This is a genomic window from Achromobacter sp. 01N37, from assembly GCF_056399725.1.
In genome coordinates, this window is record NZ_JBFTRX010000006.1 from 177,591 (window position 1) to 198,553 (window position 20,963).

General features: G+C 65.4%; 19 protein-coding genes. 10 read left to right on the top strand and 9 right to left on the bottom strand.

Features of this window, described 5'->3' with window-relative positions; all coding sequences use genetic code 11:
- Window positions 1-79: 79 nt before the first annotated feature.
- Complete coding sequence (locus AC1DSJ_RS16315; protein WP_441371633.1) at window positions 80-1,429, top strand: tetratricopeptide repeat protein; 1,350 nt, start codon at window positions 80-82, stop codon at window positions 1,427-1,429.
- A gap of 130 nt (window positions 1,430-1,559) precedes the next feature.
- Here AC1DSJ_RS16315 and AC1DSJ_RS16320 read toward each other — a convergent pair whose 3' ends face one another.
- On the bottom strand, window positions 1,560-2,306 hold the full coding sequence (locus AC1DSJ_RS16320; RefSeq protein ID WP_156336548.1) for a hypothetical protein: 747 nt from the start codon (window positions 2,304-2,306) through the stop codon (window positions 1,560-1,562).
- A gap of 163 nt (window positions 2,307-2,469) precedes the next feature.
- Between AC1DSJ_RS16320 and AC1DSJ_RS16325 the strand changes: the two genes are divergently transcribed.
- From AC1DSJ_RS16325 to AC1DSJ_RS16365, 9 genes are all read left to right on the top strand, one after another.
- Entirely contained in the window at window positions 2,470-4,596 is a 2,127-nt protein-coding gene (locus tag AC1DSJ_RS16325; protein WP_441371634.1) for a hypothetical protein, read from the top strand.
- A 19-nt stretch (window positions 4,597-4,615) separates the two neighbouring features.
- Window positions 4,616-5,590, top strand: a complete 975-nt coding sequence (locus AC1DSJ_RS16330; RefSeq protein ID WP_175170961.1) for a hypothetical protein — start codon at window positions 4,616-4,618, stop codon at window positions 5,588-5,590.
- 70 nt (window positions 5,591-5,660) lie between these two features.
- Entirely contained in the window at window positions 5,661-5,825 is a 165-nt protein-coding gene (locus AC1DSJ_RS16335; protein ID WP_175170962.1) for a hypothetical protein, read from the top strand.
- 130 nt (window positions 5,826-5,955) lie between these two features.
- Complete coding sequence (locus tag AC1DSJ_RS16340) at window positions 5,956-7,176, top strand: CaiB/BaiF CoA transferase family protein (RefSeq protein ID WP_427950784.1); 1,221 nt, start codon at window positions 5,956-5,958, stop codon at window positions 7,174-7,176.
- Window positions 7,177-7,195: 19 nt separating this feature from the next.
- Complete coding sequence (locus AC1DSJ_RS16345) at window positions 7,196-7,993, top strand: enoyl-CoA hydratase/isomerase family protein (RefSeq protein WP_441371635.1); 798 nt, start codon at window positions 7,196-7,198, stop codon at window positions 7,991-7,993.
- Between the two features lie 9 nt (window positions 7,994-8,002).
- Window positions 8,003-9,226, top strand: a complete 1,224-nt coding sequence (locus AC1DSJ_RS16350) for a CaiB/BaiF CoA transferase family protein (RefSeq protein ID WP_441371636.1) — start codon at window positions 8,003-8,005, stop codon at window positions 9,224-9,226.
- A complete protein-coding gene (locus AC1DSJ_RS16355; protein ID WP_441371637.1) occupies window positions 9,223-11,565 on the top strand; it encodes an acyl-CoA dehydrogenase family protein in 2,343 nt (780 codons plus the stop codon). Before AC1DSJ_RS16350 ends, AC1DSJ_RS16355 begins: the two co-directional genes overlap by 4 nt.
- Window positions 11,566-11,608: 43 nt before the next feature.
- Window positions 11,609-12,580, top strand: a complete 972-nt coding sequence (locus AC1DSJ_RS16360) for a tripartite tricarboxylate transporter substrate binding protein (protein WP_175170966.1) — start codon at window positions 11,609-11,611, stop codon at window positions 12,578-12,580.
- A gap of 67 nt (window positions 12,581-12,647) precedes the next feature.
- Window positions 12,648-13,610 (top strand): LysR family transcriptional regulator, encoded by a 963-nt coding sequence (locus AC1DSJ_RS16365; protein WP_054423240.1) that lies wholly within the window; start codon window positions 12,648-12,650, stop codon window positions 13,608-13,610.
- Between the two features lie 68 nt (window positions 13,611-13,678).
- Here the strand turns inward: AC1DSJ_RS16365 and AC1DSJ_RS16370 are convergent, their stop codons facing one another.
- From AC1DSJ_RS16370 to AC1DSJ_RS16405, 8 genes are all read right to left on the bottom strand, one after another.
- Window positions 13,679-14,548, bottom strand: coding sequence for an amidohydrolase family protein (locus tag AC1DSJ_RS16370; RefSeq protein ID WP_441371638.1), 870 nt, complete (start codon window positions 14,546-14,548; stop codon window positions 13,679-13,681).
- Window positions 14,545-15,159, bottom strand: a complete 615-nt coding sequence (locus AC1DSJ_RS16375; RefSeq protein WP_441371700.1) for a carboxymuconolactone decarboxylase family protein — start codon at window positions 15,157-15,159, stop codon at window positions 14,545-14,547. Before AC1DSJ_RS16375 ends, AC1DSJ_RS16370 begins: the two co-directional genes overlap by 4 nt.
- A gap of 13 nt (window positions 15,160-15,172) precedes the next feature.
- Entirely contained in the window at window positions 15,173-15,787 is a 615-nt protein-coding gene (locus AC1DSJ_RS16380; protein ID WP_441371639.1) for a glutathione S-transferase family protein, read from the bottom strand.
- A gap of 39 nt (window positions 15,788-15,826) precedes the next feature.
- Window positions 15,827-16,471, bottom strand: a complete 645-nt coding sequence (locus AC1DSJ_RS16385) for a flavin reductase family protein (RefSeq protein ID WP_054423243.1) — start codon at window positions 16,469-16,471, stop codon at window positions 15,827-15,829.
- 40 nt (window positions 16,472-16,511) lie between these two features.
- Window positions 16,512-17,483, bottom strand: a complete 972-nt coding sequence (locus AC1DSJ_RS16390) for a tripartite tricarboxylate transporter substrate binding protein (protein ID WP_441371640.1) — start codon at window positions 17,481-17,483, stop codon at window positions 16,512-16,514.
- Between the two features lie 51 nt (window positions 17,484-17,534).
- Window positions 17,535-18,524 carry a Bug family tripartite tricarboxylate transporter substrate binding protein gene (locus tag AC1DSJ_RS16395; RefSeq protein ID WP_054423245.1) on the bottom strand — a complete coding sequence of 330 codons (990 nt, stop codon included), beginning with the start codon at window positions 18,522-18,524 and terminating at the stop codon, window positions 17,535-17,537.
- Between the two features lie 119 nt (window positions 18,525-18,643).
- A complete protein-coding gene (locus AC1DSJ_RS16400) occupies window positions 18,644-19,828 on the bottom strand; it encodes a serine hydrolase domain-containing protein (RefSeq protein ID WP_427950771.1) in 1,185 nt (394 codons plus the stop codon).
- A 62-nt stretch (window positions 19,829-19,890) separates the two neighbouring features.
- Window positions 19,891-20,916, bottom strand: a complete 1,026-nt coding sequence (locus tag AC1DSJ_RS16405) for a Bug family tripartite tricarboxylate transporter substrate binding protein (protein WP_441371641.1) — start codon at window positions 20,914-20,916, stop codon at window positions 19,891-19,893.
- Between the last annotated feature and the right edge of the window lie 47 nt (window positions 20,917-20,963).

The following is a 20,963-nucleotide window of genomic DNA, read 5'->3' on the forward strand; positions in this document are numbered from 1 at the left end:
CACAATCGGGCTCGCCGACATAACCGGCCCCCTGGCACCGCCCTCCGCAGCTTCCATGACACCTTCGATGCAGCACCGCTTGACTCCGTTATTCCTGGCCGCCGCCGCCCTGCTGACGCCGATTGGCGCGCAGGCCGACACCGCCGCGGAACCACCCGCCGGCATGGCGCAATACGGCGCAGGGCCGCACGGCCAGACCCTGACGCTGACGCTGCTGAACAACCACGATGCCGCCCCCGCCCCCAACACGCCCTACCGTTTGTTCCTGACGGGCAAGCAGGAATCCATCCACAACACGCCCAGCCAGGACGGCATCCTGCATGGCGTGACCGATGCCGACGGGCGCACCGCCTGGGTCTGGACAGACAAGCCGCACAACCCCGACGACTTCACGCTGATCCGCCGCGTGGGCGACGGGGCGTGGGGCCATTTCTTCCAGCTGCACTCCTCCAGCCGCGAAAGGGAACCCGTACCCGCCTGGCCCTACGTTCTGACCATGCATCAGCGCTGGGGCGAGCAATGGGTAGACCTGGGCTACACCACGCGCCAAGGCGCGACCGCGTACTTCAGCCACGACGTGCCGGCCGTGCCGATATCGTTGTCGATTGAATCCGACGTCACCGACAACCGGAAGTGCTTCGACGAGCTGGACGCCATCAACCGCAAGTTCAGTCAGAACGATGCGGAAGGCGCGCAGCAGTTGATCAACACCATGCATTGCGCGGAGACACCCCTGCAGCAAATAAACGTGGCGCATCTGCTGCTGATGACCGGCCGCAAGGACGCGGCGCAAGCATGGCTGCTGCGTGCGCGGGCGTGGCGCTTCCCGGAATCGCTCAAACCCGTCGACACCGCCTTGTTGCGCGACCGGCTGGAACTTGAGCAGTTGCTGGGCATGCCGGACCTGGCGCTGGCCGATGCAGAAACGCTGCAACAACGCCAGAACAAGCGCGGGCGCGGCGCCCAAGCTGACGGCACCGACTGGGCCAACAACGTCGCGTACTACCTGGCGGATTTTCCCGACTATCTGCCGCAAGCCGAAGCCCAGGCGCGGCAGTCGATCCGGGTGCGGGGGCCTAACGCGTACAACCAAGGCACGCTGGGCTGGATCTTGAGCTTGCGCGGCGATGCCGACGAAGGCCTGCGTCTGCTGCACACGTCGTATCGCGACTTGTCGCGCAACGAGGAACTCGTGGCCGACTATGGCCTGGCGCTTTGGCGTAGCGGCCAGCGGGAGCAGGCCGTGCGGCTGTGGGACGAAGCCCAGGCGCAATGCGTGTGGGGCCGGCGCATGCACGACGCGATGCGCGACGTGCAGTACCCGCACCCCTACTTCCAATCGACAGAGTCCGACGCGGTGAAGGCGTATCGGCAACGCTGCGATCCGCCTAGAACGAAACGCAAGACGGTGGCGGGCGGCCCCGCGTAATCGCGGTTTCGGGCTCGCGGTTTCGGGCTCGCGTTCCGGGATCGCTTTTCCGGGATCGCTGGTCCTTGGGCGCGTCTCCGGGATTCTGTACCCGGAGCGCTTGCCCGTCACCGCCTTGCCGTCGCCGTGATTACTTCTCGTCCTTCATCTTTACTTCGCTGGCCGTGTCCGCCTTCAGGCCGCTGGTGTTGATCTTGCCCGGCGGCGGCGCGTCGATCTCGTCCAGGTTGGCGGCGGCCGGCGCGGGGGCCGCCACATCGTCCAGGTTGACGGCATCCGCCACGGGTGCGGCGGGCTTGGCCTTGGGCGGCGCTTTGGGACGCGGCTTGGCCGGCACGCGCGGCTTGGCGACTTCCAGCGGACGCGTGTACAGATTGCCGTCTTGATAAACCAGCATGTAAGGCTTGCCGACGGCGGGCTTCACGGTTTGACGCGCGGTCCACTGGCCATTGGCCACATTGAATGACAGCGGGCCTTCGCAGCTGCGATAGCTGTTTTGCCACTTGGACGATTGCGTGCCCGACACGCGGTACACGTGATAAACGTGGTTGCAGCCCAGCTCCGGAACGTCCAGCGTGATCAGCGTCGCGCCAGGCACTTCGGACACATTGGCCACCATCATGGCCGCGCCCTTGACCTCAAGCTCCATCACCTTTTTCTGGCCATACAGCTTGATGTCGTAGGAATCGTTGTAGTACTTGCGCAGCGCCGCGCGCTCGCCATTCACGGTGAACACCTGCTGCTCTTTGGCCAGCACTTCACCGAAATCCAGGCCCATCTTGCCCGAGCCGGTGCTGACGCACCCCGTCAGCGCCAATACAGCCGTGACGGAAACTATTGCGCCAAATGAACGGCTGACATCGGACCTGATTGCCAATTTCGTTGAAACCCATCCGACGAATGCTGAAGCCATTCACTAACCCCTTGATTTAGCGCGATATTTACCCGAATAGGAACATTCCTGACGGACGTATCATTTATTTCCAAATGATTCGCAATGTTATACTGTAAACCAATCCGTACAGGGCGAGGCTCGAAGCATGAAGAAGGTCTGCGTGGCCGCGGCAATCGCCGCCAGTGTTGGCAGCCTGCCAGCGCACGCCGAGGCGTATCGCCTGGCATATTCCAAAGCCGAAAACATCGAAATATTCATCGACCACGCCACGGGTACGCCCTGGTGCGGTCCTCACCTTGATCTGCGCGCCGTGTACGGCGCCGCCCCAGACGCCGCCGCATTGGGCCGTTTGCTGCCCAAGATCGGCGTGCTGCTCAGCAAGCAATGCCCCCAAGCCGTCGACCTGCGCTGGACCAGCGTCAACAACGCCGGCGCACGCGTGGCCGACGGCACCAGCACGAAGGCCAATGGCTGGGCGATGCAGGTGGCGGCGGCTGCGGTAGCGCCCGTGGCTGCGGCTCCGGTGGCTGCGGCTCCCGTCGCACCTGCTCCCGTTGCACCTGCTCCCGTTGCACCAGCTCCTGCTGCCGCGGCGACCGCTCCCGCGATTGCCGCCCCGGCCGTCACCGCCCCTGAAGCGGCGCCCGCAATTGCTCCCACGGCTGTGTCGCCGCAAGCGCCGGCGCCCGTCGCCGCTGCGCCGCTAGCCGCAGCGCCTGCGCAAGTGGAAACGCCAGCGCCCACGGCATCCGTTCAAGCTCCCGCCAGCGTCGCGCCCATCGCGCAAGCGCCGGTGGCGCCGGCCCCAGTTTTTGAAGCGCAACCTGCCGCGGCCCCGACTCCGGCCCCGACTCCGGCCCCGACTCCGACTCCGACTCCGACTCCGGCCCCAGCTCCAGCCCCTGCCGCCGCTGAACCCGCCGCGCCGGCGCTGGCGGCTGCCCCTGCCCCTGCCCCTGCCCCCGCTACGGCCCCAGCCCCGGCTCCAGCCCCGGCTCCAGCGCCTGCGCCCGCCCCCGCCGTCCAAACCGCCTTTGCGGTCAGCGGCTGGACGCCACCGTCGCCCGCCGCCGCGTTGGCCAGCACCCAGATGCTGAAGACCATGGCGGATCAGAACGGCTGCAAGGTCGTCTCGACCTTCCGCCTGGGCGAAGGCGCGCAATACATCACGTTGAAATCCGACGGCTTGACCTGCGGCCCCGACGGCTACGCCACGGGCAAGGGCCGGTTGCGCCTGGAACGTTCCGACGGCGCGCGCATCGGGCAGAGCAATGACGTGTGGGTCGTGTCGGGCATTCCGTTCACATCACCCGTCGCCGCTGCGCGCCTGGCCTATGTCAACGACGAAGGCACGCTGTGGTTCCACCTGGACAGCGACCCCGCCAGCCGCTCGCACTACCTGATGCGCGCCGAACGCATGTCGTACGGCAGCGGCCTGGACGTGTGGCGCGTCAGCCGCATCGATGTCGTCACCGAAAGCGCGAACGTGTTCCGCAATGCCACTGACATCAAGGTTGCCGTGGACGGCGCGCTGCGCGTGCTGGAACGCACCGCACTGCCCGACGCCGGCAATGCCCGCATCGTGTTCTCGGACGACTTCCAGCAAGGCGCCATTGGCGACCAGATGGAGCACTTGCTCTACGTGATCACCGCCGACCGCCCGACCGACTGGCGCACCGGCAAGCCGCGCGGCGAATGGCGCTACAACCTGCAATACGCGCAGAACTACCTGTTCAAACGCGACGAAATGCTGGCCCGTAAAAAGCGCGAAGAATTGATGCGCCTGGCCAACAAGGAACGCGACCACCTGCGCCAATACCAGAACCTGGTGGAGCAGGCCAAGAGCGATCCCAAGGGCATCCTGGGACGCATGCAACGCGACGTGCACTACGACTTGCTGACCGGCGGCGACTACCGTTCGCTGATGGCCGGCCGCAAGGCGGCGGTGCGCATGGTCGTTCACGTGGACGATCACAAAGACAACGACGCCATCGCCGACTGGCCCTACGAAATGCGCCTGCCCGGCCAGAAGGCCATGAAGGAAGGCTGGTATCTGGTGCCGGGTGAAATCACGCTGGACGCCAAGCGCCAGGACGACAAGGGCCTGCCGCTGACCCTGCTGACGCTGGGCCAGGCCGCGCCCGTCGCGTGCCAAAAGGAAGGCTGCGCCGACCTGAACGACCCGCTGGTGGGCGCCCGCATGATGCTGGGCCTGCCGGACTGGACGCCTGAAAAGGCCCAGGCCGTGATCGACCAAGCGACCCAACCCTAACCGCCAGACGAGCAACGCAATGATCAAACAAAAGAATGGCCTGATCGCAGGCGGTGTCGTGGTGGTGCTGGTTGCTGCCTGGTGGGGCTTGGGCGCGTATGCGTCCGGCAAGGCGGAAGACGAAATCGTGGCGCTGCTGGACAAGACCGGCCAACGCGACATGGTGCGCTGGGAAAGCATTTCGGCGTCGCCCTTCGGGTCCGCCAAGTTGAAGCAGGTGACGATCGGCCCGGCCGGATCACCCATCGCGCTGATCGACACCGTGAAGATCAGCGGCCTGCGCAACACCGCCGACCGCCGCAGCGGCGACGTCACGATTGAAGGCGCCGCGCTGCCCAACGGCTACAGCGTGCTGAGCCAGACGGATCTGGCCCGCCAAGGCGGCAAGCTGGACCTGCCGCCCGCCAACCTGCGCGTGCGCTGGGACTATGACCGCGACGATGACGACGCCGAAGTTCATCTGAACCTGGAACAGCCCGACGCGCTTAGCGCGGAACTGTCGCTGAACCTGGACCGCGTCAACGCCGCGGTGGCCATGGCCGAAGACGGCTCGGCGCTGGCCGCCGCAGGCATGATGGGTTTGATGGGCATGGGCCGCCTTGACCGCACGCTGGCCCCGCTGGCCGAAATGCGCATCAAGACGGGCAGCCTGTCGGTGAAGGACGACGGCCACGTCAAACGCAGCATTGAACTCTTCAAGCGCTACAACCTGACCGCCACGCCCGGCGACGGCAACCCCGACAAACAGCGCGCCAAGCAATTCGACAAACTGGTCAGCGACAGCAAGAAGCGCTGCTATGACCAAAAGTCGTTCGCCGGTTTCAAAGACAACGACGACGCCTGCAAGGCCGCCGCCAATTTCGCCAGCGGCGACAAGCGTTCGATCACGCTGACGCTGAACCCGCGCAATGGCGTATCGATGGCGGAATTGCTGTCAAACGCGAACAATCAGGCCAAGGCATTTGCGCTGCTGGCGCCTGCGCTTGAGAACTGAGCCGCGCCTATAATCTCCTGCATACGCTGCGCACGACGCGCCTGCTGAGGGGCAGCCGCAGGAGACCTCCATGACATTCACGTTGAAGCATTTGCTTGCCCTGCTTGCCACCGCTGTGTTGCTCAGCGGCTGCGCGCCCGGTAACGGCGGCCCGCCCCACCCGGGCGCGGTCAATCCGTACAGCAGTGGCGGCTTTAATGACGCCGGGCCAAACTACCCGGATACCGGCCGCTGACCTCACCGCGCCCCGCCTGCCACGTGCAGCCGGGGCGCGGAACGCATAACAGCTTTGCGCGCCACGCGCATCCCGCCCAGCCTTTGAAATCCTAGACTACCTGCACATCACAGGCGTCAAGGAGAAGGCTTTGCAGCCGCTGTTATCAAACGTGAAAGTGCTGGACCTGAGCCGGATTCTGGCCGGCCCCTGGGCCAGCCAGATCCTGGCCGATCTGGGCGCGGACGTCATCAAGGTCGAGCGGCCAGGCCTGGGCGACGACACCCGGTCATGGGGCCCGCCGTTCCTGAAAGACGAACAGGGCCAGGACACCACCGACGGTGCCTATTTCATCGCCACCAATCGTGGCAAACGCTCCATCACGCTGGACTTGCAGACGCCCGAAGGCCAGGCGCTGGTCAAGGAGCTGTGCCGTGACGCGGACGTCGTGCTCGAAAACTACAAGGTCGGCACCCTGGCCCGCATGGGCCTGGATTACGAATCGCTGTCCAAAATAAACCCGCGTCTGGTGTATTGCTCGGTCACGGGTTTTGGCCAGACGGGCCCGCGTGCAGCAGAACCCGCCTACGACTTTCTGATCCAGGCCATGGGCGGCCTGATGAGCGTCACGGGCGAACGCGACGACAAGCCCGGCGGCGGGCCGCAAAAGGTGGGCGTGCCGATTGTGGACCTGACCACGGGCGTCTACGCCGCGCTAGGCATCGTTGCCGCGCTGCTGCGCCGTTCGCAAACGGGCCAAGGCGAACACATCGACGTCGCCATGCTGGACGTGCAGGTCGGCCTGCTGGCCAACCAGGCGATGAACTTTCTGTTGGGCAATCGCGTGCCGCGCCGCACGGGTACCGCGCATCCCAACATTCAGCCTCAACGCACCTTCGCCTGCGCCGATGGAGACATTGTGATCGTCGTGGGTAATGACGCGCAGTTCGCCACGCTGTGCCGTTTGCTTGGCCAGGATGCGCTGGCGCAAGACCCGCGCTATGTCACCAACAGCCAACGCGTGAAGAACCAGGCCACGCTGGACCCCATCCTGGACGCAATCTTTGCCGCGCAACCGCGCGCGCACTGGCTGGCGGCGCTGAAGCAGGCGGGCGTGCCGGCGGGGTCGATCAATACGGTGCCGGAAGTGTTTGAAGATCCGCAGGTCGTGCACCGCGCCATGCTGCGCCGGCTGCCGCATCCCGCTGCCGGTTCGGTGCCGCAAGTGATGAACCCCTTGCGCTTCGCGTCATCGGATTTGCGCGTGGATCGCGCGCCGCCGCTGTTGGGCGAACACACAGAACAAGTGCTGGAGGAACTGGGCATGAGCGCCGAGCAGATCCAGGATTTCCGCGACCGCAAGATCATATAAATCAAACGGAGATTGCCTTATGAGCTACCCGGAAAATCTCGCCGGCCCCTACACCGCGCTCGACGTCACGATAGACGGCGGCGTCGCCATCATCCTGCTTGCCAACCCGCCGGTGAACGCGTTGAGCACCGAGATGATGAACGAACTGTCGTGGGTGCTGGACCGCATCTCTGAAACCCCTGAGGTCCGCGCCGTAGTGCTGTCGGGGCAAGGCAAAACATTCTGCGCGGGCGCCGACTTAAAGACCCGTGCCGCCACCATCAAAGGGCCGGGTGATCTTCCGCAGCACTCGCGCCGTACCCGCGAGTGCTTTCACGCCATCCGCGAATGCACCAAGCCCGTCATCGGCGCCATCAACGGCGCGGCGCTTGGCGCGGGCCTGGCCATCGTGGCGTCGTGCGACATCCTGCTGGCCGCCAACACGGCGGTGGTGGGCCTGCCGGAAATCAATGTGGGCCTGCTGGGCGGGGGCCGCCACGGCATGCGGCTGTTCAGCCATTCGCGTCTGCGCAGAATGATGCTGACCGGTTTGCGAATCGATGGCGACGAACTCTACCGGCTGGGCATCGTTGAAGCCTCCGTTCCCGCCGACGCACTGATGGACCGCGCCATGGAACTGGCGCGCGAACTGGCGTCCAAGAGTCCGCTGGCAAGCGCGCTGGCCAAGCAGACGTTGAACGCCATCGAAGACATGAGCCTGCGCGACGGCTACCGGTACGAGCAGGACATGACGGCCGCCATCGCCAAAACCGAAGACGCCCAGGAAGCGCGCCGTGCGTTCCTGGAAAAGCGCGCGCCGGTCTTTCAGGGCCGCTAAGGAGACAACATGACCCGTGCGCTAGAAGGCGTAAAAGTCCTGGACCTGAGCCGCGTGTTCTCCGGCCCGTGGGCCGCGCAAATGTTGGCTGACTTTGGCGCTGACGTGATCAAGGTGGAACGCCCGGGGCGCGGTGACGACGTCCGGCATCAAGGCTATCCCATGCCCGGCCGCAACGGCGAACCCAGCCCGCAAACGTCGTCTTTCGTGGCGATGAACCGCGGCAAAAAATCATTGACGATCGATATCTCGCGGCCCGAAGGCCAGGCGCTGGTACGCCGGCTGGCGCAGACCGCCGACATCGTGATCGAAAATTTCAAAGCGGGCGACCTGCGCCGGTATGGGCTGGACTACGCGTCGCTGTCGGCGTTGAATCCCCGGCTGGTGTATTGCTCGATCACCGGCTTTGGCCAAACGGGGCCGTACAGCCACCTGCCCGGCTACGACCCGATCTTTCAGTCCATGAGCGGCCTGATGAGCGTCACCGGCGTGCCCGATGGCGAGCCGGGTGCGGGGCCGGTGAAGGCCGGCTATTCCGTGTCGGACTTGACCGCGGGCTTCTATGCGGTGGCCGCCATCCTTGCTGCCTTGCATCACAGGAATCAGATTTCGGGGGTGGGTCAGCATATTGATCTGGCGCTGCTGGACGCACAGATTGCCGCCATTTCGCATATCGGCATGAACTATCTGGCCAGCGGAAAACTGCCTGCGCGCATGGGCTCGGCGTCACAGATCACCGCACCTTTTCGCGCGTTCGCATGCAGCGATGGCCATCTGATGGTGGCGGTGGGCAACGACTCACAGTTCCGCAGCTTCTGCAAAGTCATCGGGCTGCCCGAGCTGGCCGAGGACGCGCGCTTCCTGACCAACCCCTTGCGCGCCGCGGCGCAAGCCGAGCTGTCACGCCTGATCGAACCGGCGATGCGCCTGCGCACCGCCCACGCGTGGAACGAAGCGCTGGCCGCCGCCAACGTGCCTTGCGGCCCCATCTACACGATGGACCAGGTGTTTGAAGACCCGCAGGTGCGGCATCGCAAGGTGCTGGGCAGCGTTGACCACCCCGAGCTTGGCGCCATGCCGGTTATCAACAACCCCATTCATTTTTCCAACACGCCCATCACGCCGGGCCTGCCCCCGCCGCTGCTGGGCGAACACACGGCGGCGGTGCTGCGCGCGGAATTGGGCTTGTCCGACGACGAGATCGCCCGCCTGCACGCGGAGGGCATCGTATGAACGCCGTTGACCACGACCTTATCGAAGCCATTCGCGACAGCGCACGCGACTTGCTTTCCAGGCGCGATCAGCGCCAAAGAAAGCGGGCCGCGCGCGCCGCAGACCGGGACTACTGGCAAGAGATCGCCACGGCCGGCTGGGTAGGCATGAGCGTGCCAGAAGCGCTTGGCGGCCTGGGCTTGGGCTGGCACGCGATGGCGGCCGTAATGGAAGAAGCGGGACGCGCGCAATTGCCCGAGCCGCTGGTGGGCGCGGGAGTGCTCGCCACCGCCCTGCTGACGCGCATTGATCCGGCGCCGGGCTCAACGCTGCGCGATCAGCTGCTGCAAGACCTTTGCGCCGGCACACGCATCATCGGCGTGGCCTGGCAAGAAACCGAAGGCCAGTTGGAAGCCGGCGAGGCGGCGGGCGCGTTTGGCGTCAGCGTCACGGCGCGAGAAGGCGCATACGTGCTGAACGGAGAAAAGCGCCACGTCATTCCCGGTGCGGGCGTGGACGGTTGGCTGGTGACGGCCGACGGCGAACACGGCACCGCGCTGTTCTATGTGGAAGCCGGCACCCCCGGCATCACGGCACACATGCACACGCGCGCCGACGGCACGCCGGCCTGCCACCTGAGCATTGAGTCCGCCACGGTGCCCGCCGACGCGCTTGTGGCGCGCCATGACGTGCTGGACGCGGTTGACCACGCGTTGGACTACGGCCGGTTGATGCAGTCTGCAGAATTGATCGGGGTGGCGCGGCAGGTGCTGGCCGACACCGTGGCCTACCTGAACACGCGCCAGCAATTCGGCAAACCCTTGTCGTCGTTTCAAGCGTTGCAGCACCGCGTGGTCGACGCCGCAACGCAAATTGAACTGGCGGCAAGCAGCCTGCAAGACGCGCTGAACGCGTTGGCTGACACGCCCGACGCCATCACCGTGCGTAAGGTCGCGGCCAGCCGCGTCAAGGCGCGCGCGGCGCGTGCCGGGCTGGAGGCGTCGCGGCTGGCTGTCCAGCTTCACGGCGCCATCGGCTACACGGAAGAATGCGATGTCAGCCTGCACTTCCGTAGCGCCCTGCACTTGTCCGCCTGGTTGGGCAACGCCACCGCCCACCGCCAGCGCTATGGCGCATTGGCGGACGACCCCGCCCCGCTGGCGGATGACGCAGACGAACCGGACAACGCGGCCGAGCCCTTTCCCCGGGATGCCGACTGGAATGGCATGCCCGAAGCGGACTTCCGCGCGCTGTTGCGCCGCTTCTTCCGCGCGCACTATCCGGCGCACCTGCGTCACGTTCCCTGGCGGCTGCATTGGGACGAGATCAAGGCGTGGTACTTAACGCTGTCGCGCCAGGGTTGGATCGCCCCGTCCTGGCCCCGCGAACACGGCGGGATGGCGCTATCGCCCGCCCGCCAGATTGCATTCATCGAAGAGGCCGAACGCTACGGCGTGGCGCGCGCACCGGATCAAGGCCTGGTGATGCTCGGCCCGATCCTGATCCGCTACGGCACCGACGAACAGCGCGCCCGATTTCTGCCGGGCATTCTGTCGGGCGAGGCCGTGTGGGCGCAGGGGTATTCGGAACCCAACGCCGGTTCCGATCTGGCGTCGTTGCGTTGCGAAGCGGTGACAGACGGCGATGCGCTGATCGTGACCGGGCAAAAGACCTGGTCAACGCTGGCGCAAGACGCCACCCACATGTTCATGCTTGTCCGCACCGACAAGAGCGTGAAGAAGCAGGCGGGCATCAGCTTCCTGCTGGTGGATCTGAACCGTCCCGGCATCAGCCGCCGGCCGATTCGAACCTTGTCCGGGCATGAAGAATTCTGCGAAGTGTTCTTTGATCAGGTCCGCGTGCCGCGTGCGAACGTCGTGGGCGAACTGAATGCCGGATGGGGCATCGCCAAGGCGCTGCTGGGGTTTGAACGGCTGTTTACCGGCAGCCCCAAGCACGCCAACCATGCGTTGCAGCAACTCTTCAGCATCGCGCGGCAACGCGGCCTGCTGGCTGACCCTGCATTCACGGACCGGCTGGCCGAGCTTCGGCTGGACAGCGCTGACCTGACCGCCATGTACCGCGTGTTCGCCGATCTGGCCCGTGCGGGGCGGCCGCTGCCACCTGAGCTATCGCTATTGAAAATCTGGGCCACCGAAACCCACGAACGGCTGGGTGCGCTGCTGATCCAGATTGCCGAAGAATACGGCGGCGCCGACATGCGGCTGGGCTACGGCAACAGCGGCGTCCAGCCGCTGGCGCCGTACATCAACGCGCTGGCCGCCACCATCTTCAGCGGCACCAACGAGATTCAACGAAACATCTACGCCAAACAGGTTCTGGGCCTGGACGGCGCATAACAACATGGCGCCGGCCAGACCCGGCGCGACCTGGAGAGAGACCATGCACAAAGCACCCGCACTGACGGTGGCGGCAATATTGATGGGCGCCGCGCTGCTGCCCGCGGCTCAGGCCGCCCAACCCTGGCCCAGCCAGCCTATCCGCATGATCGTGCCCTATCCGCCCGGCGGCTCGGTGGACAATCTGGCCCGGCTGCTGGCGCCCGCGCTGGGGCAACGGCTGGGCCAGACCATCGTCATTGAAAACAAGGCCGGCGCCAGCGGCACCATCGGCGTGGACGCCACCGTGCGCGCCACCCCCGACGGCAGCACCTTCGGCTTTGGCGTGCCGGGCGCCATTACCGGATTGCCTCACGTCATGAAGGTGCCGTACGACGTGGGCAGCATCCAGTATGTGTCGCTGGTGGCCCGCATTCCGCAGGTCATCATGGTCAACCCGGCGCTGCCCGACACGACGCTGGCCGCGTTCGTCAATGACGCCAAACAGCATCCCGGCAAGATCAACTATGGTTCCGCCGGCAACGTCACCACGCCGCATCTGGGCGGCGAATTGCTCAAGCAGCAAACCGGCATCGACATCATGCATGTGCCGTACAAGGGCGCAGCGCCCGCGGTGACGGCGCTGCTGTCCAACGAGGTGCAGATGTTCCCGGGCGATGCGTCGGCCGCGCTGGGCTTCATCAAGGCGGGCAAGCTGCGCGCCTTGGCCGTGGCCAGCCCCGAACGCTTCGAAGGCCTGCCTGATGTGCCGACCACCCGCGAAGCCGGCTTTCCCGGCGTGATCGTGGAATCGAACTACGGCATCATTGCGCCCACCGGCACGCCCCGCGACATCGTGGACAAGATGGCGGACGCCATCGCCCAATCCCTGGCGGACCCGGTGCTGCGCAAGAAGATGATCGACCAAGGAGCCATCCCGGCGGCTACCACGCCTGACCAGTACCGCACGCTGATGGAAACGGAATCAAAGAAATGGGGCGAGGTCATCCGGCGCGGCAAGCTGGGGCTGGAATGATCCATTCCCGTACGCTTTGCCGTACGCTTATGCCGTTGCTTGCGCCCCTAACCGTGAACTGCCGAACATGCCTTCTGCCAAAGCCACTGGCCTGAGCCTGGACCTGACCGCCGATCTGCACAAATGGAGGGCGTTTCTGGCTATTGCGGAGCTGGGCAGCATCACACGCGCCGCGCTCTACCTGGACCAGGATCAATCGGTGCTCAGCCGCCGCATCAACGCATTAGAGCGTGAATGCAATGCGCGGCTGTTCAACCGGACAGGGCGCGGCGTGCATTTATCCGAAGTCGGAGAACGCCTGTTTCCGCTGGTGCAGACGCTGCTCAATGACGCCGAGCGGCTCGAGCTGGAACTCAACGGCCAGGCGCGTGAACCGGCGGGGGAAGTGACGCTGGGGCTGCTGCCGTCGACGGCGCACCCGCTTATCCGCCGCCTGTTTTCGCGGCTGCGCAAGCAGTTCCCGAAGGTGCACCTGAAGATTCTGGAGGGTTCCAGCGGCCAGATCGAAGAGTGGCTGACCGACAGCCGCGTCGACATCGCCATCCTGTACCGGTATGGCGACAAATGCCCGCCCGGCGAACAGGCATTGGCCTATGTGGATTCCTACCTGGTGGGCGCGGCGGGCGACACGCGCACGCAATCCGGCGAGGTCACGTTCGACCAGCTCAATGGCTTGCCCTTCATTCTGCCGGGCGCCCCCAACGGCCTGCGCAATGCGCTGGATGGCTTGGCGCGGGCGCGCAAGATCACCATTGCGCCGCTGATCGAGGCGGACTCGCTGCCGTTGATGAAGTCCATCGTCGAGCACGAAAAGATGTACACCGTGCTGCCCCTGCATGCCGTCTGGCAAGAGGTGCAGGAAGGCCGGCTCAGCATCGCCGCGCTGCGCGATCCCACCATGGGCCGCATCATCTCGATGGCGTTTTCACGTTCGAAAGGGCCCGGGCGCACCGTCATGGAAGTGGCGGCGCAGATTGAAACGCTGGTGCGCGAGATCGGCGGCGAAGGCGTGTGGCACGCGAGTCCGTGATGACGGACCCGGGGGTTCAGCCTGCGCTTAGCCTGACCGTATCCAAGGCGCAGCCTGCCGCCGGCAGACTACGCAAAACCGTATAGCCGCGCCGGGTTGTCCACCCATACTTTCTTGCGCAACCCCTCATTGCCCAACCAGTCATATGCCACGTCCACCAGGGCGTCCGCCGACGGCGCGGATGCGCCCATCCGAACGAACGGCCAATCTGATCCCCACAACACCTGGTCTGGATTCGCGGTGGTATAGGCGTCGTGGATGAACCGCGCGTTCTCGTAGCCTGGCGCGGCGCCCACCCGGCACAGCGTCAGTTTCATCCAGATGCGGCCCTCTGCCAGCAGACGGTGCAACAGTTGAAAAGCCGGGTCTTGCTCACCGCGCGCCGGCACCACGCTGCCCAGGTGATCAATGACGATGGGCACGTCCAGCGCCGCCAACGCGGGCAGATGCTGCACATAGGCATCGCAAGGCGCCCATAGCTGAGCGTGCAGGCCAAACTGCTTCATGCGCGGCGCCAGCGCCGCCAGCTGGCCAAAGCCCACGCTGCCGGGGAAAAGATTGCCGGCCGGATCGCGCGCTTCCAGAAACCGCAAGCCGCGCACGCCGCCGTCCACCATCGCCTGCAACTGCGCATCCGTCACCGACGGATCGGCCACCGCAATGCCGCGCAGCCGATCTCCCCCCTGCGCCAGCGCATCCAGCAGCGCTGCGGGGTTCACGCCGTAGGGCGCGGGCTGCACCAGCACGCCGCGCGCCGCCCCTAGCGTGTCCAGCATGCGCAGGTAGCGATCCACCGGCGCGTCCGGTGCGGCGTAAGACGATGGATGCTGCAAGGGAAACCGGTCATACGGCCCGAACACATGGCAGTGCGTGTCGCAGGCCAGGGCAGGCAAGGCGTGTTGCGGCGCCACCGGCATGCGCGGCATTTCCGCGTTCATGACGGCTCCTTGCGCGCCAACGGCGCCATGGTGCTCAATGCCGGCTGATCTTGTTCGCGCGGCGTATCCAGCGGCGCGGGTGCGTCGTCCGGCATGGGAATCTCGTGCGCGTTCAAGGTCATGGACACCATCGTGTAGTAGCCGATCACGGCCGTCAGTTCAACGACGCCCACCGCCGCCCACCGCTCAACGGCTTGCGCGTAAAGGGCAGGCTCGACCTGCCCCGTTTCTTGCAGCTGGCGTGCAAACTCGTACACCACTTCGTCATCACGGGTATCGAACACGGGCAGCGCGCGCGCCTGAATGGCATCCAGCACGGCGTCAGAAATACCGGCGGCACGCGCGGCCTGCGCATGGATATACCATTCGATCTGGCTGTTCCAGCGGCGCGCCGTGACCACGATGGCCAGTTCGCTGACGCGCGACGGCAGGCTCGTGCCAAAGCGCAGCAAAGCGCCCAACGCCTGCCAGCGCTCGGCCAGCTCAGGGTTGTGCAACGCCGCACGCAAGGGGCCGACCAGACGGCCGCGCGGCCCCGAGACGATCTTCTCGTACACACGCTTCTGGTCATCAGTCATGCTGTCGGGAGAAGGCAGCGGGATACGGCTCATCATCGTCCTCAGTTCAAGGGGTTTCGTCGGGTTGGCTGCGCACGACCGACGGGCGTTCGGAGAAATTCCGATGCCATGCCGCCAGCGCGTCATGCCCATCGCGCCAGGCGATGTCTGGAAAACGATAGTCCATGTACGACAGCGCGCATCCGATAGCGATCAGGCCCAGATCAAACGGCGTAGACACCAACGCAGAAGCCTCGGCGTCCAAGGCCGCCAGCACCGACCGCACCTTCAGCGCAAAAGCATCCAGCCAGGCCGCCGTCTGCTTTTCCACAGGCTTGTTGCGCTCTTGCCGATACAGCAGCAAGGCATCCAGGAAGCCGTCGCCCAGCGCCTGGCGGCGTTCCGCCACCAGCCGCGCGTGCGGCTCCCGAGGCAACAGGCGTCCGCCCGTCAGGCCGTCCAGATAGGCGCAGATCACCCGCGAGTCATACACCGGCGTGCCATCGTCCAGCACCAGCGTTGGCAATTTGATCAAGGGGTTATCCGGAATCAGATCCAGATTGGGCTTGTCCATTGCCACCGGCGTACGCGCGAGCGTCACGCGGTCTTCCATGCCCGTTTCGTACAACACAATCATCACCTTGCGCACAAAGGGCGACCGTGGCGACCAATGCAGTTTCATCGTTCAGCTCCTGATTCGTTGAGTCTAATCCTGACGGGTTCAATGCCCCTGCGCAGGCCGCACGGCGGGGTCGTTCGCTGCGTCCGGGACAAGCATCTGGAACAGATCGCTGGTATGCGCATACCAGCCCGCCCCATGCATGCGGCCCAGCAAGCGCAAGGCGGGCGTGTCCACGTAGAAGCGGTCGCGGTTCAACAGCGCATCATCGCGCAGGTACATGCCCACCACGCGCGCCAGCACGATCACCCGCTGCGGCGCAGCCTCGATCACTTGCCAGACCTTGCACTCCAGCGCGGCGGGACTTTGCGCGATGCGCGGCGGCGCCACTGTTTTCGACGGCTCGGTCGTGAGGCCGGCACGCACCAATTCGTTGACATCGGCGTGATAGTCCAGGCTGGTGCGATTCATCTGTTCGGCAAGCTCGGCGGACACCAGATTGATCACGAATTCACGTGTGTCCAGAATGTTGCGCGACGTGTCCTTCAACTGCCCGCCCCGGGGGCCGATGCCCAGCGCCACAATCGGCGGATCGCTGCTGACCACATTGAAGAACGAGAAGGGTGCGGCGTTGATATCGCCGGTGGCCGACTGGCTGACCACCCACGCGATGGGGCGCGGCACGACCACGCTGGACAGCAGCTTGAACGCATCGGCCGCGGCCAACTGGCTGAAGTCAAAGTTCATCGTGGCATCGCCTTGCACGTCGTAACGGGAAAGATCAGCGTCATTTTGCCAGCAGCCCCAAGGAGCCCAGCAACTGCTGCATGTCGGCGCGGTCGCGGCGCACATAGGCGTCGGCATCTGCCGGTGACAGCGCCATCAGCTCGATCGCTTGTTCCTGCATGACGCGGCGATAGTCGGGGTCGCTGTTCACGGCTTTGACCGCGTCGCTTAAGCGCTGCACGACGTCGGGCGGCGTACCGGCGGGGGCCGCCAGGCTGTACCACGTGGCCGCCTGTGCGCCAGAGATGCCGGCTTCTTCCAGCGTGGGCACGTCCGGCAACAAGGCCGAACGTTTGTCGGCCGCATAAGCCAGCGCCTTCAACCGGCCCTGGCGGATGAACGGCAAGCTGGCCGACAGGTTCAGCATGGCCAGGTCAATCTGGCCGCCCACCGCATCATTGATCGCGGGCGACGCGCCCGCGTAGGGAATATGGTTCAGCTGGATGTGCGCCTTTTGCTGGAACAGTTCTGCGCCCAGATGGGTAGCGCCACCCACCCCGGCCGAACCGTAGCTCAGCTTGCCCGGCTCGGCGCGGGCGCGTTCGACCAGCGCCGCAACACTGCCGATGCCGCGCGACGGATTTACCACCAGCATGATCGGCTGCACCGCCACCACCGAGCAAAACGCGAACCCTTCCACGCCGTCATAAGGCGTCTTCTGCATCAACGGCGTGACGACATGGCCAGCGGAGGTGCCCAGCAACAGCGTGTAGCCATCCGGCTTGGCGCGCGCCACAAAACCCGTGCCGATGGACGCGCCGCCGCCCGGCTTGTTTTCCACCACCACAGGCTGGCCCAGCAGCTTTTCCAGCGCACGCCCCAGGCTGCGCGCCACGACATCAGCCGGGCCGCCCGCGGCATACGGATTGATCAGCGTCAGCGGATGGTCAGGGTAAGAGGCCGCCTGGGCCATGGGCGTGAACGCACACGTGGCCAGGGCCGCCGCAAGCAGGGATCGGATTATCGAAGTCATTGGAGTTCCCGTCGAAGTCATCGCGCGAAGCATGGCAAACGCCGCCCGCATTCAATCTGCACGGGCCCCAGACTGCTTGATCACCTGCGCCCATTTCGCCGTGTCGGTCTGAATCTGCGCGGCGAACGCTTCAGGCGTGCTGTGCGTGGTCTGGATGCCGTAAGCGGCCATGCGTTCGACCATCTGCGGCGATGTCATGACCGCCTTGATGTCCTGATTCAGCTTGTCGATAACGGCGCGAGATGTGCCGGCGGGCGCCAGCACGCCTGACCACAAGCTGACCTCGTAGGATTCAAAACCGGGCGATTCTGAAATCGACGGCACGTCCGGCAACGCCGGCAACCGTTTCCGGCTGGTCACGCCCAGCGCATGCACCTTGCCCTGCTTGACCTGTTCGATAAAGTTGGACGACGTATCGATCATCATCGAGATACGCCCAGCCAGAAAATCATTGATGGCGCCCGACGTGCCCTTGTACGGGATATGGCGGATATCAACGCCTGCCGTCGACTTGAACATTTCGCCCGCCAGATGGCTGGTGGTGCCATTGCCCGACGAACTGAACGTGAGTTCACCCGGCCGCTGCTTGGCCAGCGCCGCCAACTCTGCGACCGAGTTGACCTTTAACTCCGGGTTCACGACCAGCAGATTCGACGTCAGATTCGTCATCGAAATCGGCGCAAAGCTTTTCTGCGGGTCGTAGCGCAGCTTGGCGTACAGGGACGGGTTGATCGTCAACACGCCCATCGTCGAATACAGCAAGGTGTAGCCATCAGGCGCCGCGCTGGCCACGGCCTCGGCCCCGATCGACCCGCCCGCGCCGCCCCGGTTTTCCACCACGACAGCCTGCCCGAGCTTTTCTCCTAAGCCCTGCGCCAGCGCGCGGGCCATCAAGTCGGTGGCGCCCCCTGCGGGAAAGGGCACGATCATCCTGACCGGATGATCGGGATAGGGGCCGGCCAGGGCCGGCGTCAACGGGGCCAGCCCTATACCCAGCCCCATACCCAGGCTGACCCACACCAGCGCACTTGCGATCTTCATGCTGTCTCCAAACCTTATTTCTTGTGTTTGGAGCATGGTAGGCGCAGCGCCTGGGCGGCGCTATGCGCCGAATCGCATATCTGTTTTGTCGGGCACGGTTCGCGCCAGACGTTCCGAGATCAATCCGCGCCGCGAATGGCCGCAATCAGCGCATTCAATTCCGCATCGCGATCCGGCTCGTTCGCGCTGACATAGCGCGGCTCGGGGTACGCGGCCAGTTGCACCACCACCAGCGCATGGCGGCGGTCGATGTAGATGCGCTGGCCGGAATGGCCCATCGCCATCATCGCGCCGTCTTCGCGCAGCCACCAGCTGTAGCCGTAGCCCGTCAGCCCCAGCGCCTGGCGGCTGGCGGCATGGAAGGCTTCCGGCACGGTGTGCGCCACCGTGGCCGCCTGGTCGATCCAGCCTTCCGGCAGCACGCGCTGGCCGTTGACAACGCCGTCGTCCAGCACGAACTGCCCCACCCGCCCCAGATCACGCAGCGTCATGCCTGCGCGGCTGCCGCCAATTTCCTGGCCATTCTCGGATTCCAGCGTGTAGAAGGCGTCGAACTCCATGCCATAGGGCTGCCAGATCTTGCGCGACAAGTAATCCGCCAGCGTGCTGCCGGTGGCCGCGGAAATCAGCGCGCCCAATAGATACGTGTCGCCGGTGTTGTAGTGCCAGACGTCGCCCGGCACATGCAGGCTTTGGCAGGCGCGCAGCAAGGCCAGCACGCCGCCGGGCGCTTTATCGGCCAGCGATTTGCTGTAGCGGTTCACGTCCGACTGTTTGTCGGTGTAGTCCTCGGTCCAGGCCATGCCCGAACACATCGTCATCAGATGGCGCACCGTTACGTGTTCGTAGGCGCACCCTTGCATGGCGGGCAGGTAACGCGTGACGGGGTCGTCGATGCTGCCGATGGCGCCGTCCTGCACGGCCGCGCCGACCAGCAGCGCGGTAACGGACTTGATGGTGGACATCGTCGACCAGCGGTCATGCGGTTGCAGACCCAAGCCGTATTGCTCCAGCACCACGCGCCCGTCACGAATCGCCAGCAGGCCGGCGACGTTGTTGCGGTCCATGAATTCAGGCACGCCGCGTTGCACGCCGTCGGTGACGTATCGCACTTGGGCTTCCGGGCCGCGCGCCAGTTCACGCGTGACCGGGCCGCGCGCCACGGTGCGCGTGGCGAACAGCTGGTCAACGATGCGATAGCCGTAGGACTGCAAGCAAGGCGGCCACAGCAGAAAGTCTTCACTGCGCGGCAGGTGGACGGTGGGCTGGGCGATGGCGGCGGGCGGTAGGGAAAGGTCGGTCATGAGTCAGGCTCAATGCAATGCCGCGCCGCCAGTGGGGCGGCGCGCGAAAAGGAAGGGTCAGATCAATCGTTCTGGATGCCCAGGCGCTTGATGATGGGCCCCCACGTGGCGGCCTCGCGCTGCATGGCTTCGGCCACGGCCGGGCCGCCGAAGCTGGCGGGCGGCAACATGTAGATCTGCGCCATCTGCGCACGCGCCTCGGGGTCGGCCCAGAACTTCTGCGTGGCTTCGGTCAGGCGGGCCAGCACGGCGGGCGGCGTGCCTTTGGGCGCCATCAAGCCATACCAGCCATCACTGGGAAAATCGCGGGCGCCCACTTCGTAGATCGTCGGCACATCAGGCAGCTCGGCCACGCGCTGGCTGCCAAAAACCACCAATGGCACCGCCTTGCCGGTCTTGATCTGCGGGATGGCGCCCGTCAACGCGTCCGCCGTCAGGTCGATTTGCCCGCCAACCAAATCCATCATGGCCGGCGCCGCGCCCTTGTACGGCACATGCGACATATCCAGGCCAAAATGCTGCGCCAGGAATGCCACGTTCAGATGCGTTGAATTGCCCATGCCAGCCGAGCCATAGTTCAGTACGCCGGGCTTGCTCTTGGCCACCTTGACCAGGTCGTCGACGCTTTTGATGCCGGTGGCCGCATTCGTGACCAGCACCTGCGAGGTGCCGGCGATCATCGTCACCGGATCAAAGTCGCGCACCGGGTTGTACGCCAGGGTCTTGTACGAGAACGGGTTCAACGACATGTTCGACGTGCTGCCAAACAGCAGCGAATAGCCATCCGCCGGCTGCTTGGCCACAAACGCCGCAGCGATGCTGCCGTTGGCGCCGGGCTTGTTCTCGACAATCACCGTGCCGCCGATGGCCTTGCCGACGTAGCTGGCCCAGGCGCGCGCCAACGCATCTGCCGCGCCGCCGGCCGATACCGGCACCACCACCGACACCGGCTTCACCGGGTAGTCCGCCTGCGCGGCGAACGGAGCGAGCGCAGCGCCCGCCACGCTTGCAGCGGCCAGCCAGCGGCGCAGCGAAGCACGGGGAAAGAGGGGCGATGCAGCAACAGAGGGGAATAGCGACGGGACCATGGCGGCTCACTGGAAAGCGGGTGCCGGCTAGCGGCGGAGGTGCAGCG